This is a genomic window from Sinomicrobium pectinilyticum, assembly GCF_003725735.1.
In the GTDB taxonomy this organism is placed as follows: Bacteria; Bacteroidota; Bacteroidia; order Flavobacteriales; family Flavobacteriaceae; genus Sinomicrobium; species Sinomicrobium pectinilyticum.
On record NZ_RJTM01000072.1, the window covers coordinates 1 to 13,304 of the forward strand.

A 13,304-nucleotide genomic window follows, 5' to 3' on the forward strand; every position below is an offset into this window, starting at 1 on the left:
TCAAATAAGGGATAGGGTTTCATTCGGAATGCCACGGCCTTGGCAGGCAGGCGTGACCCCGGTTGATTTTTGGGCGTTCGATCCTCCCAAAAATCAAATAGGAACAAAAAAAGACCCTTGGGATGGCAAGGGTCTTGGGTGGTGTCCGTCGTGTTCACATATTGAACACATAATCGTAGGTGTACAGGTTGCGGATGGCTTCCTGTTCCACGAGTTCGTCATAATCGAGATAATGGCATTCGGCATAGGTGCGCAATTGCTCCCCGTAACGGCTCTCCACTTCCTCTCTGGAAATGGAAAGCAAATGGTTTTGGGTCTCGGCATCGAGATTGCTAAAATTGAGATAGACCATTTTTTAAGGATTAAGATGTTTTACAGGTCGTACAGGTCGGGGTCAAAACCCTCGGGGTAGTCCCTTGGGTCTTGTTGCTCCTCCAACCAGATTTCAAACTCCGTCATTTCGGTATTGTCATCCATGATGTCAACATTTTGCATTGAAAAAAGGAAAAGGGGAGAAGCTCCCCTTTTCGGGCTTAGTACTCCGTGGGCAGCATCAGCGTATCGTCCGTAAAATACAGGCGCAATTCATCCAGTGGAAAATCGGTCACGCCATAACGGTGGGTCTCCAATATGTTGCCGTTCCCATCCCCGTAGGTGATGGTGGCCTCACATTGTTGCGCTTCCCTTTCCTCTGGGGAAAGCCGTTTAAAGTCCACGGTGACAAAATAGCTTTTGGCCATTAGGCTCTTGGCGATCACCGATACATCGGTGATGAGCCAGTAACATTCCGCCTTGTCCGCAAGGAATTTGAGCCCGTCCGTAAAACGGGTCTGAAGTAAGGGGATACTGTAAAGGGTCTGTGTACCGCAAAACTGTTGCAAACCTGCCTTGATTTGGTTACCTTTAGTGTTCATATTGATTTCGTATTTAGAAGTTGAACATGAAGAGAGGGCGCCCCGTTCCCCCGTTGCGCCCTCTTTGCTTTCTAGTCGTTACTACCCAAAAGGAGGATTTCATTGGCCACCACTTCGGTCACGTAACGTTTTACGCCCTCCTTGTCGTCATAGGAACGGGAGGTGAGTTTGCCCTCAATGGCAATCTCCTTACCCTTGTTCACGTACTTTTCGATAATGTCGGCGGTCTTGCCCCAGGCAACAATGGTGTGCCATTCGGTACTGGTCACTTTCTCGCCCTTGGCATTCTTGTAGGTCTCATTGGTCGCCAATGAAAGCCGTGCCACTTTCCTGTCGTTCTCAAGGTTGGTAATGGTGGGTTCCTGCCCCACGTTTCCAATCAGCTGTACTTTGTTTCTCAACGTACTCATAATAAAAGGATTTAAAGGTCTGCACTCATGGCAGACGGGTTAATAATGCCCCTGTATCCCTGTGCAATTGTGTCCAGATTTTAAGGGGGTGTTTGTTTGCTTCTTCCGTGCGCAGCACAATAAAATAAGTGGGTTCGGTCAAGGCTTTTGGGAGGAAATCAGGAGTGTCTGCGACGTAGTTTTTGCCGAAGGGCCAATAACAAGGAAGTAGAGCCCTTATTTGTGAGCAAAACAGGGCCTGGCCTTGACAGGTTCCATAAGGGCCTTAGGAATTCCTTCCGACCCATTTGTGTCCGAGTGTACGGGAAGTTAAACGAGGAAAGCAAATGGTGTCCTGATTGGAAGTCCTTGGGCACTGCCCTGTTTTTCGAGGCCCCGAAAAACTACCAGGGCTTCTTTTATTATGAACCCCTTAAAATCGCCGGGCCAAGGACGGGGTTTCAGACAGCCCCGGCAAGGCCCCAAGAAGGGCTTGCCAGAGGGATGGCGTAAAGAAACCCTGCCCTTGGACTTCCTTATTGGATTATTCCCCGATGAACGGGATTTAAACCTGCCTACCATCGGGCACGTTGCCCTGTGGTAGTTAGTAGATGATGCGGTGGGCCTCCCAGCTCTTACAGGAACCGGGAACAGGAGTGGAGATTTTGTGGAAGGGGAAATTACTGCCTCCGGATTAACCGGAGAGCAGACTTTGCGGTGTATATGGAAATTTTATCCATGGATAAGAATAAGGAATAGGTTATACCACTGGGGATATTATACCAAACAGGCCATCATGGAACTATGGCCTTGCCCCATAGAGGAACAGGCGCTTGAACGCATATATGGCCGGAAATTTGAAGGCCGAGCGGATACGGTTTTTAAATTCGGTGACGAACAGCTCTTGCTGGTTTTCCGACATGCGCTCCATATAGGGAATCAATGCAGAACCCGAAATAAAATCAAAGAGTTTATCCGGTCCATCCGCAATGATGGGATATACCTTTTTGATGATTTGTATTTGCTCCAGGCCACTGTCGAACATGAGTTGGGCGTAGTCGTCCATGCCCAGCACAGGCGATAGTCTCCGGTAGCCCTGAAGGAAACCTGCAAAGGGTATTTCCTGTACGAGCTCCAGCAGTATTCTATTGAGCACATTTTCGTTCTGTACCGGCATCTGTACGGCAAATTGCCCGTTGGTATGGAGTTTCGCCATTAACGCGGGAAAGAGTTCCCGGTGTCCATTTGCCCATTGCAGGGCGGCATTGCTGAAAATGAGGTCCCAGGTGGAACCATCCCGGGCAAAGGACTCCATGGAACAGTTTTGGAACCGCACATTGCCCCCGGCATATTTTTCCGAACCTGCGAGCATTTCCGCTGAGGAATCAATGCCTAGGAAATGGGCCTTTCCGAATTTTGTGGACAGTATGGCGGTCTGTTCCCCTGTCCCGCAACCGATGTCCACACCCTTTGTCAATCCCTTTTCGGATATCATATCCATGAGGTCAAAAAAAGGTTGGTACCTGATTTGTTTGAACTGGTTGTATGTATCCGGGTTCCATGGCATATTCAATGTGATTTTGATGTATTGTCCAATCTGGCCAGCAACTGGGTGGGCGCATAGCCATATTGTTTTTTGAAGGCAAAGGAAAAATGGGACAGGTTCTCAAAGCCCGTTTCATAACACACCTCGACGGGCCTCCTTTGGTTTTCGGTAAACAGGTAATGGGCCCTTTCCAGGCGTTTGTGCGTCAGCCACCGCTGTGGTGTAGTGCCAAAGGCCTTGTGGAAATCCCTTTTGAATGTGGTCAGGCTCCTCCCGGTGAGGTAGCTGAATTTCTCCAGCGGCATGTTGAACATAAAATTCCTTTCCATAAAGGCCGCCAGGTCTATTTTATGGGGTTCCTCAAAATTGGCCAGTACATGGTCAATCCCGGGGTCAATATTCCTGAGGATACTGATGGCCTCGTTGATTTTCAATGAGGCAATGTCCCCCGGAAAAGTTCCCTGCATTTCAAAATAGGGAATGAGCGATGCCATGCAACTCCGTAAAAGGGGATGCTCCCGGAAACTCCTTATTTTGCCCGGGGCAGGTCTTGGGGTCATTTCCCTGTCCCTGTAAAATTCACGGAGCCTATTTATGGAGAGGTGCATGGCCACGGCCTTGTGCGGCAACCCGTCCTTTGGTACATTGATGATGGTGGCCAGCAGGTGCCGTGGTATCATGAAGGTACTTCCCTTACCGAACACCAGGTTTTCATCGGCACCTATAATCCTGGTCTCCCCCGAAATCAACCATACCAGCAAGTGGTCGTCGAAGGCGGCCTCCGTCTTGAACAGCTTGCCTCCGTAGCAGGAAAGTTTGATCTCGGGATTGATGTAATCCACTTTATAGTCCATGGCCTCCATACCTACAAAGTTACGAATTGGAGCCGGTGTCGAAGACCAGCCCGGTCATTTCTTCACTTAATTTCCACAACCGTTTTGCGCTTTCCCTGTCCAGGGAATAGGATTTGACCCCACCGATAATGGTAGTGTCTTCGCTCAATAGCGCCACATCCACATTTTCGCAATAGACTCCGCCCATTCCATTCAGCATGGGGCTTGTGGCGCACCAGACCGAAGTGGCAGCCCCCTGGGAAATGGTCTTCAGGGAAGCCGCGACCTCGGGGAGGATATTCCCCTCCGCATCGGTGTACCCCAGCTTTTGGAACAGGTCTGCCGGTGCTTCCCGGGAGAGTTCCGTTCCGCCCACGGCCCCGGGACAAAGCGCATAGGCCCTGACCCCGTATTCTTTTGCCCGTACATCCAGTTCGAGGGAAAACAGGTTCAGGGCGGTTTTTGACTGCCCGTAGCCCAAAAGGGTCTCATAGTCCCGATGCCTGAAATGGGGGTCCTCAAAGTCAAAATCAGCGAACTGGTGCCCTCCGGAAGAGACATTGACCACCCTTGCTCCCTGTGCATTTTTAAGAGCGGGCCAAAGTCTTGCGGTGAGCTGGAAGGGTGCCAGATAGTTAGTGGCCAATTGGGATTCGAAGCCACGTTTGTCCCGGCGCAACGGCACCCACATAATGCCCGCATTGTTGATGAGCAGGTGGAGTGGTCTTTGTGAAGCGAGGAACTTTTCGGCAAAGGCGTCTATGGAGGCCGGTTCCATTAAATCCATGACCTCTATTTCGACATTTGCGATGTCTTCCAGGTTCCGTTTTGCCTTATCGATGTCCCTTGCCGGAACGATGACGCAGGCCCCGGCACTTGACAGTGTCCTGACCGTTTCCAGTCCGATACCCGTATTCCCTCCGGTCACAATGGCCGTTTTCCCGTTCAGGTCAATGCCCCGGATGACCTCGTTAGTGGTAGATTTTGCGTTGAAGCCTGAACCGATGGGGCGTTGCAGGGTCCCCTGATAATTATTGTGTTCCATTTTTTAGATTTTTTGATGGAACAAAGATAGGGGCGTTGATTATGGGGAACTTTGCTCAAACGTCCGAAAACACTTTGTTCAAAAGGTCGTTTTTTGTGCAGTGGACCCAAAGCCAAAAAACTCCCGAAACCGAAGTACCGGGATCCATTTTAGTGTATTTCGTTCAACTAGGGTTCCACCCGTTTGACCTGGGCATTGGGAGCCTGTTCCTTGATGTCTTCAGGGCATGTGGCAAAAATGCGTTCCTCGATATGCGGATTTTTTTCAAAGGTAACGGCGTACAGTCCCATGCCCGTGAGTTCCAACAGTTGTTTGAGCAATTTGGGACGGTCGGGTTCGGCGACACATTGGTACAGGCGCATTTGTCCCAGTTGGGATACCGTGGTCAATTCGCTGGTCTCGATTTGGCATTGCAGTTCCAGGGTAGCCTCCTGAAGGAAGCTTTCGTAATCGAGAAAGGCCATGTACTGCCAATAATTGCCCTGGAAAATGATATTGGTCCCCTTATGGTCGATTTCCAACCTGCCGCCGAAGCACATGCCGAGTTCCTCAAAGTCCATGGTGATGTGCAGTGAGGGATAGGTCTTGGCGAGACTCTCGAATAGCGGTACGGGCGGTGACCAGGCACTGTCCCCGGTAAGTTTCAACACTTTGTCCTGAAATGTAATGTCAGGGGTGAACCATTTGGTGCCAACGACCTCATAGATGTTTTCAAAGGGAATCTCCCTGTCGAGGACATGCTCAAAGTCAATATTGTCTTTCTCTTTGGTCAGGAGCCGATGGAGCGTATCGAGCTCCGTTTCATTTCCGGTGATGCTGATGGAATTGTAACATGAATTTGCCATGATATAAAGGATTTAAAAGGTTACATAACCTGAAGATTTCATGCAACCGGGAAGACGGGCCGTCCATGCCGATAAAGCCATGAGCCTGTCGAAATGGTGTGTCGGTGCGGGCCGTAGGTTTGCCATGAAACCTACAGGAGGCCTTTTAAAATGCGTTCATGCTACAACGGTCAGGAAATGCGAGCAGGAAGGAGAAGGAAAGGGCCACCCCGGAGTATAGGATACCGGAGCGGCCCCCCGGCCTTTAGGCCATATCATGGATTTCCTGGAAGAGTTGCCTGTCCAGGCGTTCCTGTCGTGAAAAGCTGCGTTTCAGGGTACGGTGCAGCACGGCGTTGAAGGCATTGTAGCCCAGCCATAGGTTTGGGGTGACCCCCATGGCCATGGATTCGTTGTGCAGGATATCAAGAACCTCCCTGGCCTTTTTGGACGGGGCATCGTTCTTATCGCTGCACTCAAAGCGGAAGAGTTTGGTACGCTCCAACACTTCCCTGACGAATTGATGGGTGTCCATGAGTTCCACGGCCATCATACGGCCAAAGCTACCGGAGATGGTGTAAAACTCGTTGTCGAGGAACCTGCGGAAGAGCCCTTCCAGTTCCGGCATGATAAGGTGCACGCCATTGGTACTGTGCTTGATGGAAAAGGCAATCTCCGACTGTACCACGTGCAGGCCGTTGGAACATACCATACGGTAGAAGCCGAAGTGGCCCGAGGTACGCTCACTGCCATCGTAGGAATTGGTGAACCGGAGCAATGGCAGGATGGTGTCCGCCTTGTTGCCCACGGAGAACTGGGTACTGTCGGAAAGGATAAAGTCCATACTGAAGCTGCGGTCCGAGCGGTTGATGGTCTGGCGGTGATAGGTCAGTTTGGCATCGATGAGCATCTGTTCCGCTTTGGCGAAGAACAGCTCATTGGGGATGTGCCCATAGCTTTTGGACACGATGTTCACAATCTTGCCATTGGATACAATGACATTTTCAAGCCCTTTACGGGGTTCCATTTCGGTAAGTTCCCTGAGGGGCTTTACCTCGGACGGTACAAAGACCTCGTCCTGTTGCAATTTGTCTAAATACATAACGCATGGATTTAAGGTTAAACAATATTTGCAGGACACCCAAACGGAAGGCAGGCCGTGGAGCGGCAAGGAAACGGAATAAAAAGAGAGGAAGGAACGGCTTTATGCCGTCCCTTGTCCGGATACGGGCTGCGACGTTTATCTTTCGCAAAGGATTGGTTGGATGGTTTGCTTGTTCTACGGTATTTTTATCATCTTATTGCATATGGTACTTAAAGCCATTTACTAATGTCAAATTTTAGGATATGGTAGGGCAGGAATAGGAAATTCAAATTCTATCTGGAAACCTCTATTGGGTAGAATATCCTGATCAGGGAGGTTTACAGAACCATTTCTGATTGCACCAAAGGTATCCTGCGCTTCTGACGTATGTTATTGGAAGATAAGAGTTGCGCTGACTGGCAACCCGAGCGTGGAAATGTGAAATCCGCCATTGGTCCAGTTATCGTGTCCAGTGAGAATTTCTTCGGCTTCAATAGTAAGGAGGACAAGATTTCCCTTAATGGCTTTTCAAGTTGGGATTTATTTTTTCGAGTGCTAGTTTATAAGCAGTATCCAGCGCTTCATTGGCTTTTACCTTTACATTTGGTTCAACTCCTTTCCCTTCCCAATTGGTCTTTGTAATTGGACTGATGGCTTTTCCCGTGGGGACCCATACGATAAAATTTCCTGATGAATTGAACTCTTCCCCAAAATTGGCGGCACCGGCAGTGGTTTCCCCTACAATGGTTGCCCGGCCGAGGTTTTTAAGGTCGTAGGCGAACTCTTCCCCGGCAGAAATCGTCTTATGGTCTGTCAGGACATAGACAGGAACATTTGGCATTCTTTCCCCATCTACATAAGGTAAGGTCCAGGATTGGGTAGTTGTGTTTTCTTTCTTATGATAGAAGTCGATTAGATGTACCGGTTCATCCGAGTACAAATAGCTTATTAAGAGCTGAATCATTGTCGGGTCCCCACCAAAATTATTTCTCAAATCGAAAATGAGTGCATCACAATTGGAAACAAATTGCATTGCTGAAGATGCTGTTTTCCCTCCATATAGGGTCGGTGCAAAAGCGGTTATTTTAATATAACCGATATTGTTTTCCAAAATTTTCAACTCTTCAAACCCATAATTGAACTTCCGTACCCGTTCATTGACCCTATTGAATTTTTCGGCCGGGTCCTCTTTTTTTGAAGGACTTCTCAATCGTGCCGCTTTTTCTTCATCATAAGCAACACCAATATGTTTATCCCTGCTGACCGTGAACAAATGGCTTTTCAGTGAGTCGGCAAAAACGGTTTTGTCTGTAATCGTTTTGTATTCACCGCGTTTGTGTCTTTTGAGTAAATCTTTGGCCATTAAGTCAGCCATTTTTTCAAGCACGTATTTATCCTTCAATTGATAGTTGATGGAGTCGATGATTTCTTTTTTATGGGCATTGGTCAAATTCCCACTTTGGGTGTATGCTGCAATTGAGGTAGCAAACATACATATGATGATACATTGGAATTTCATTTTTCTCTGTTAAGGTTGAACCATTAAAAGGCTTTAAAACGGACACAAGTTTTATGCCAAGAAATTCCGGTATAAAATTGGAATCTCCTATTTAAAGACGAAGAGAAATTATCAATGTTGCAAATAGGCTTACTTTGGATAAAATGGTTTTTATGAAATAAGCTGTCCTTAAAATCATGAAGCAAATTTATTGTTGCTTTGACGGTTATGAGTTGCGACAACTAGCTTTGTGACTTATTGTCTAAGGTTTCATTCCCCATCGGGCAGGTCGAAAAGGTTTTGCTGTGGAGCTGGGGTCTCCCTTCCGGATTTTGTGGTATCTGCCTTCATGCGCTCTTTCAGGGCGAGACGTCGTTTGTCATAAATCCATATACGGAGCCGTTTCAGCAAGGTCTCCTCATAGGAGGAAAGCTTTTCGGGGGCTATTTCGACCATGGCCTCCAATTGCCCTGCATGCTTAAAGGTCTTGGCGTATTGCAGTCCGCACCAGGTATAGATGTTGGCCCATTCCCCGGGCATTGGGGCTTCAAGGGTACGGGGCATCATATAGGCCACTACCTCGGTCAGGGAGGCCATCGGCTGTCCCTGCATCTGGGTCAAGAGGCGGGCCAGGGTAATGTCGTTGAGCAGATGATTGGGTACGGCATTCTGCCAGGAGTTCGGATAGACGATGATGGGACTGGTCAGGCAATCCATAAAATCGAAGACAAAATCGGACTGGGCCTGTTTCGGGGATTTTTGTTTGGGTCTGGGTTGTGCCAATGGTTCCAAATCAAAGCCGAAATCGAGTTGTTGCATTTCCGGATGTTCCATGATACTTGTTTTTAGGATTCAACATTATTTTCAGGCTGAAGCAAACGGAAGCGAAAATTTTAACGAGGCAAGGAAACGGAATAAATCGGCCTGCCGCTAGGCAGGTGGTGGAAGGGGAGTGGCTTTATGCCGTCCCTTGTCCGGGAAACATTTTCCGGGTTTATCTTGTGGAAATAATGGTGGGATACTTCTTAATTACTATTGTTCCATTGGAAGTAGGGGCAAAGCGGACTTAACCCCTTTATTTTTGTGGACCGACGCTGACCGGGAAGTGTAGTGTCCTATTCCAGGCCTTTCCGGAATAGGAAGCGGAACGGGAGCAAAAAGGAAGGGGTTGTGTCCAAGAATATTTTGACGATGCGCATTTCCCGAATTGGAGTCAATGGAAAGTAGGGGAATGGGCTGAGGAATTGGTTTCTTCAAAACTATTTCGATAGGTAATGGAACCGTAAAATTATTTAGATTTTTTTAAGAGTTTTTTATTAACTTGGGAACTGTTTTTTTAACAGCCATATTCTTATTAAATGTAAAGCCGGCTTTGCTTGGTGTTAAAGCAAAAGTCCCCTCTTCGCCCGGTTTAAATAAGGATTCTGTTTTACAAAAGAAGTATTGGTTTGACGATGCCATAAACAATTATTTCTATAATCCTATTGGGATTGAGCCATTAGCTAACAGTATTTATTTGATATTTAAGAAAATAACATATCAATTGGAAAATACAATGAATAAAAAATCATAAAACTTGGGCATGACCAACTAAATTGGCTGTCTATACTGAGATAAGTTCAGAATATAAACAAGTTGCCAACCATTTGAAAAATGAATGATAAAGATTTGATATTACAACAAATGATTTCGAATCCAAATAGAAATCCTGATACATATTTTACTCCTGAATCTTTAATTTCTGTAATATTAAAAGACAAACACAGAGACGAAATAGAGTTCTTAATTAAAGAAATTATTAGAGAAAAACCTGAATTAATAAAGATAGAAAAAGTAATTGGAGAGCCTTTTGCTGTATCACCTTCTGGGTTAGTAGATTCATTTTTAAAAAAAGGAGGATTTACTAGAATTGAACAAGATTTAGAAATCGAACGTATTAAACAAGCTGAACGAGAAGCTAAATCGGACAAATTAATGGACTTGGACTTGAAACTTAAACAGTTTGAATCTAGGATTGGAAAAAAACTAATCATTGCTGGCTTTGTAATCGCCTTTTTGAGTTTTCTAATAACTGTTTTGACTCTTGAATTTTGGCGTGTCGATGATAATAATTACACGAAAGAACAACCAACTACTGTCCAACAATTGAACAAAGAACAAGTCATGTTAAAAGATAGTTTAAATTAAATTAGACTTTTATAAAATGTGGGTTTTAATAATTTGAACAAATAATATTATGAATATTGAAGAATTAAAAAGTTATTTAAGCAATGAATGTGATAGAGTATTATCCGCTTCTAAAAACATCAATTTATCTGAATCCGATTTTAGGAGCTATTTAGAAGAACCGCTTATAAACTTTAATGAAAAATTTAAAGGTTCAAATACAACAGTTGATTTCCAAGAAAAATTAAAGAGTGAGATAAAGGTAATTATGGCTAATTTCACAAAGGAATTAACAAAAATCTATTTATCCCAGAGTCTTTAATTTTTGTCGTAATTCCAACTGCATATAGTAATTTGAATAGAAAACGGTTGGTAACACCGTATATAAGCTATGGCTTGGTCAGTCCACAATTGGAAAGTCCTGCGGATTTTCCAAAGCCGGTTTTTTCAGGAGAGTTCTGTGCCGAGACACTCCACACCTCATAAACATAAACCTAGTTGCAAGGCATTTGAAATAAACTATGGAGCAAAATACTTTAAAGAAATTAAGACTACTAATTCCAGGTATAATTGGAGTTATTATTGGTACTTATTATTATTGGATAATAACAGGCCAATCAATCGAAGAAATAGAATTTAAAGAATATTCAATTCCAATTCTTATAGCAATTGCTTTTGGGACATTATTTTACTTAACAGACATAAGGTTTTTAATTACAAACTTCTCACATAAAAAAATTGACTTGAATATTAAAAACCATGTGATTAAGCTATACACCAAAAGCTTAACAGATGAACAAAAGCAATTTTTATATAAAAATAATAGACTTAAAAGCGTATTCTATAATATAATTGATAATGATGAGTCTTTAAAGAAAAAACAAACTAATGTTTATTTCAATGGTCTTATTTGGACATCGACTGCTGATTTAGTTTTGATTAGTTTCTTATTCGCATTAGTATTTTTAGTTTCTATTATGATTTTCAAAGAGGTAGCTGACCCACTTCTGATGGGCGGTTTTATTTTAATACTAATATCTCTAATTTCATTAGTTGGACACGTTTTGGCTTTTCTGAAACATATTAAACTTTCTAATGAACAAATCGAATATATTGAAACACATCACATTAAAAGAGTAGATGAAATAATTGATGGTATGATAAATAACATTTGATTTAATGACTGAAGGGGATAAAAAAGCTATAGAAATAATAATTGAAGAATATCAAAAAAATGATATTCCTTGGTTTATTGGCTATAGTGGTGGCAAAGATTCTTCCTCTATGCTTTCATTAGTATTCAATGCTCTAATGAAAGTAAATAAATTTCACAAAGATGTTACTGTAATGTATTGTGATACTGGAGTAGAAAACCCGATAGTAACTGATTACGTTTTTGAGACTTTTGAGAATTTAAAGAAAGAATGCTCTATACATAACATACCTCTAAAGTTTAAAATCCTTAAACCAAAATTAAACGATAGGTTTTTTGTTAAAGTTATAGGTCGTGGATATCCTACGCCAACTAATATTTTCCGATGGTGTACTGACAAATTGAGAATAAATCCAGTAAAACAATTAATTGAAAAAGATGACAAGGCTATTATTTTACTTGGAATAAGAAATACAGAGAGCGAACAAAGAGACAGAACCATTGAAAAGCACAAAACGGCAAACGAATATTTTTTGAAACAAAATGGCTCATCAAGTAAAATTATTTTTAGCCCAATTATTAATCACACATTAGAAGATGTATGGTTGACTTTGAGATACTCTGATTTACCGAAAAGCATTGATTTCTCTAAAATTAGGGATATCTACCAAGATGCTGAATCCGAATGTCCAGCTTACAAAGAAACAAAAGGTTCGTCTTGCGGTAACTCAAGGTTTGGATGTTGGACTTGTACAGTTGTCAGAAAAGACAAATCAATGGGAAATCTAATTGATAATGGTTATTCGGAATTAAAAGAATTATATGAATTTCGGAACTGGATTTCGGAATTTAGGGATAATGAAAAATATCGCTGTGATTTTAGAAGAAATGGTGTAAAAGGATTAGGTCCAATAACATTAGAAGGACGAGAGATTATTTTAAATAAATTATTGCAAACCGAAAAAGTAAGCGGATTGAATTTGATAAGTGATGAAGAAATCCAAAGGATATATGAACTTTGGGAAATTGATAAATCCAATAAAAAATATAAAGAAAAAAACGCCTTACACCAAAGTTGGCTATAAGTAATTGCTTGTTCTCGCCTACTTCTGAAAATCCTTGAGGATTTTCAATTTTGTATATATACTTGCAATGTTAACCGCTAAACCACGGAACCATGGTTACGAGGAGACCGCTAATTGAATTTTTAAATGAATTTATAAAATGGATGACAAGAAAATAATAGACGATAGAATAAGCACCAAACTGAGTGATGTAAATAACTTAAATGTCTCAGAAATACGGTCTCATATAATTGTAACCATTAATCAATTTGAATATTACTGCTCCCTTATATTACTTTCATATTTTGAACCAAAAAAAGACAAAGAATATGATTTTGTTAAAGTTTTATTAAATGGCAGTATTATTGGATTTGGGGGGAAAGTGAAGCTTTTGCGTAGCCTCTCAATAATTGATGAAGATGAATTTTCTCGATTAATGCAACTCGCCAATATAAGGAATGGATTTGCACATTCATTACACTTTGAAACTCTTAATGAAGATAATAATATGGAAAATGGAGAGATTACAACCAAACTCCAACACTCACTTGAAATCCTTAGTAATAAGGGCGAAATTGAATTAAAAAATATGAAAGAGTGGTTCGAAATCTTTATGGAAAAATCTGATTATTTTTTGTATTGGTTACCTCAAGTTTATGAGGACTACAGAATAAATGGTGAAATTAGGAAGGTAAACAAACAAGATAATTATCGAATTCATAAATAGTAAATAGTAAATTGCTTTAAAGAAAATAGTAACAATGGAACTACATAAACCTTGGTCTTGA

The 13,304-nt window shown here is 42.9% G+C and carries 18 protein-coding genes; 7 read left to right on the forward strand and 11 right to left on the reverse strand.

Annotated features, from left to right (window positions below):
• Positions 1-154 precede the first annotated feature (154 nt).
• The 8 genes from ED312_RS10170 to ED312_RS10205 all read right to left on the reverse strand — a co-directional run bounded on the left by ED312_RS10170 (position 155) and on the right by ED312_RS10205 (position 5,572).
• Positions 155-352, reverse strand: coding sequence for a hypothetical protein (locus tag ED312_RS10170; RefSeq protein ID WP_072319335.1), 198 nt, complete (start codon positions 350-352; stop codon positions 155-157).
• Between the two features lie 20 nt (positions 353-372).
• Positions 373-495: a hypothetical protein gene (locus ED312_RS24365; protein ID WP_262707132.1), complete on the reverse strand. Its 123-nt coding sequence runs from the start codon at positions 493-495 to the stop codon at positions 373-375.
• Between the two features lie 38 nt (positions 496-533).
• Positions 534-914, reverse strand: a complete 381-nt coding sequence (locus ED312_RS10175; RefSeq protein ID WP_123215905.1) for a DUF6876 family protein — start codon at positions 912-914, stop codon at positions 534-536.
• A 71-nt stretch (positions 915-985) separates the two neighbouring features.
• The gene (locus ED312_RS10180; protein ID WP_123215906.1) at positions 986-1,324 is read right to left on the reverse strand and encodes a single-stranded DNA-binding protein; all 339 of its coding nucleotides are present in this window, start codon (positions 1,322-1,324) and stop codon (positions 986-988) included.
• A 781-nt stretch (positions 1,325-2,105) separates the two neighbouring features.
• Positions 2,106-2,870, reverse strand: a complete 765-nt coding sequence (locus ED312_RS10190; protein ID WP_123215908.1) for a methyltransferase domain-containing protein — start codon at positions 2,868-2,870, stop codon at positions 2,106-2,108.
• 2 nt (positions 2,871-2,872) lie between these two features.
• The gene (locus ED312_RS10195; protein ID WP_123216003.1) at positions 2,873-3,703 is read right to left on the reverse strand and encodes a helix-turn-helix domain-containing protein; all 831 of its coding nucleotides are present in this window, start codon (positions 3,701-3,703) and stop codon (positions 2,873-2,875) included.
• Positions 3,704-3,722: 19 nt separating this feature from the next.
• On the reverse strand, positions 3,723-4,727 hold the full coding sequence (locus ED312_RS10200; protein WP_123215909.1) for an SDR family NAD(P)-dependent oxidoreductase: 1,005 nt from the start codon (positions 4,725-4,727) through the stop codon (positions 3,723-3,725).
• 167 nt (positions 4,728-4,894) lie between these two features.
• A complete protein-coding gene (locus ED312_RS10205; RefSeq protein ID WP_123215910.1) occupies positions 4,895-5,572 on the reverse strand; it encodes a DUF1281 family ferredoxin-like fold protein in 678 nt (225 codons plus the stop codon).
• A gap of 40 nt (positions 5,573-5,612) precedes the next feature.
• On the opposite strand from ED312_RS10205, the gene ED312_RS10210 reads away from it, so the two are divergent.
• On the forward strand, positions 5,613-5,792 hold the full coding sequence (locus ED312_RS10210) for a hypothetical protein (RefSeq protein ID WP_123215911.1): 180 nt from the start codon (positions 5,613-5,615) through the stop codon (positions 5,790-5,792).
• Between the two features lie 24 nt (positions 5,793-5,816).
• Here ED312_RS10210 and ED312_RS10215 read toward each other — a convergent pair whose 3' ends face one another.
• The 3 genes from ED312_RS10215 to ED312_RS10225 form a co-directional block, all read right to left on the reverse strand.
• Complete coding sequence (locus ED312_RS10215) at positions 5,817-6,653, reverse strand: DUF932 domain-containing protein (protein WP_123215912.1); 837 nt, start codon at positions 6,651-6,653, stop codon at positions 5,817-5,819.
• 499 nt (positions 6,654-7,152) lie between these two features.
• A complete protein-coding gene (locus ED312_RS10220; protein ID WP_123215913.1) occupies positions 7,153-8,154 on the reverse strand; it encodes a S41 family peptidase in 1,002 nt (333 codons plus the stop codon).
• Between the two features lie 249 nt (positions 8,155-8,403).
• Entirely contained in the window at positions 8,404-8,967 is a 564-nt protein-coding gene (locus ED312_RS10225) for a hypothetical protein (protein WP_123215914.1), read from the reverse strand.
• Positions 8,968-9,454: 487 nt separating this feature from the next.
• Between ED312_RS10225 and ED312_RS10235 the strand changes: the two genes are divergently transcribed.
• From ED312_RS10235 to ED312_RS10260, 6 genes are all read left to right on the forward strand, one after another.
• The gene (locus ED312_RS10235; RefSeq protein WP_123215916.1) at positions 9,455-9,706 is read left to right on the forward strand and encodes a hypothetical protein; all 252 of its coding nucleotides are present in this window, start codon (positions 9,455-9,457) and stop codon (positions 9,704-9,706) included.
• Positions 9,707-9,786: 80 nt separating this feature from the next.
• A complete protein-coding gene (locus ED312_RS10240; protein ID WP_123215917.1) occupies positions 9,787-10,320 on the forward strand; it encodes a hypothetical protein in 534 nt (177 codons plus the stop codon).
• Between the two features lie 49 nt (positions 10,321-10,369).
• On the forward strand, positions 10,370-10,621 hold the full coding sequence (locus tag ED312_RS10245) for a hypothetical protein (protein ID WP_123215918.1): 252 nt from the start codon (positions 10,370-10,372) through the stop codon (positions 10,619-10,621).
• A 199-nt stretch (positions 10,622-10,820) separates the two neighbouring features.
• On the forward strand, positions 10,821-11,474 hold the full coding sequence (locus ED312_RS10250; protein ID WP_123215919.1) for a hypothetical protein: 654 nt from the start codon (positions 10,821-10,823) through the stop codon (positions 11,472-11,474).
• Positions 11,475-11,478: 4 nt separating this feature from the next.
• Positions 11,479-12,537 carry a phosphoadenosine phosphosulfate reductase domain-containing protein gene (locus tag ED312_RS10255; RefSeq protein ID WP_123215920.1) on the forward strand — a complete coding sequence of 353 codons (1,059 nt, stop codon included), beginning with the start codon at positions 11,479-11,481 and terminating at the stop codon, positions 12,535-12,537.
• 139 nt (positions 12,538-12,676) lie between these two features.
• A complete protein-coding gene (locus ED312_RS10260) occupies positions 12,677-13,243 on the forward strand; it encodes a hypothetical protein (protein WP_123215921.1) in 567 nt (188 codons plus the stop codon).
• Positions 13,244-13,304: the final 61 nt, after the last annotated feature.

What these genes read in the sequence shown, in the direction of transcription:
- ED312_RS10205 (WP_123215910.1), bottom strand. Translation starts at nt 5,572, where the DNA reads ATGGCAAATTCATGTTACAATTCCATCAGCATCACCGGAAATGAAACG.
- ED312_RS10170 (WP_072319335.1), bottom strand. Translation starts at nt 352, where the DNA reads ATGGTCTATCTCAATTTTAGCAATCTCGATGCCGAGACCCAAAACCAT.
- ED312_RS10245 (WP_123215918.1), top strand. Translation starts at nt 10,370, where the DNA reads ATGAATATTGAAGAATTAAAAAGTTATTTAAGCAATGAATGTGATAGA.
- ED312_RS10200 (WP_123215909.1), bottom strand. Translation starts at nt 4,727, where the DNA reads ATGGAACACAATAATTATCAGGGGACCCTGCAACGCCCCATCGGTTCA.
- ED312_RS10260 (WP_123215921.1), top strand. Translation starts at nt 12,677, where the DNA reads ATGGATGACAAGAAAATAATAGACGATAGAATAAGCACCAAACTGAGT.
- ED312_RS10175 (WP_123215905.1), bottom strand. Translation starts at nt 914, where the DNA reads ATGAACACTAAAGGTAACCAAATCAAGGCAGGTTTGCAACAGTTTTGC.
- ED312_RS10210 (WP_123215911.1), top strand. Translation starts at nt 5,613, where the DNA reads ATGCAACCGGGAAGACGGGCCGTCCATGCCGATAAAGCCATGAGCCTG.
- ED312_RS10190 (WP_123215908.1), bottom strand. Translation starts at nt 2,870, where the DNA reads ATGCCATGGAACCCGGATACATACAACCAGTTCAAACAAATCAGGTAC.
- ED312_RS10180 (WP_123215906.1), bottom strand. Translation starts at nt 1,324, where the DNA reads ATGAGTACGTTGAGAAACAAAGTACAGCTGATTGGAAACGTGGGGCAG.
- ED312_RS10250 (WP_123215919.1), top strand. Translation starts at nt 10,821, where the DNA reads ATGGAGCAAAATACTTTAAAGAAATTAAGACTACTAATTCCAGGTATA.
- ED312_RS10255 (WP_123215920.1), top strand. Translation starts at nt 11,479, where the DNA reads ATGACTGAAGGGGATAAAAAAGCTATAGAAATAATAATTGAAGAATAT.
- ED312_RS10240 (WP_123215917.1), top strand. Translation starts at nt 9,787, where the DNA reads ATGAATGATAAAGATTTGATATTACAACAAATGATTTCGAATCCAAAT.
- ED312_RS10225 (WP_123215914.1), bottom strand. Translation starts at nt 8,967, where the DNA reads ATGGAACATCCGGAAATGCAACAACTCGATTTCGGCTTTGATTTGGAA.
- ED312_RS10195 (WP_123216003.1), bottom strand. Translation starts at nt 3,703, where the DNA reads ATGGACTATAAAGTGGATTACATCAATCCCGAGATCAAACTTTCCTGC.
- ED312_RS10220 (WP_123215913.1), bottom strand. Translation starts at nt 8,154, where the DNA reads ATGAAATTCCAATGTATCATCATATGTATGTTTGCTACCTCAATTGCA.
- ED312_RS10215 (WP_123215912.1), bottom strand. Translation starts at nt 6,653, where the DNA reads ATGTATTTAGACAAATTGCAACAGGACGAGGTCTTTGTACCGTCCGAG.
- ED312_RS24365 (WP_262707132.1), bottom strand. Translation starts at nt 495, where the DNA reads ATGCAAAATGTTGACATCATGGATGACAATACCGAAATGACGGAGTTT.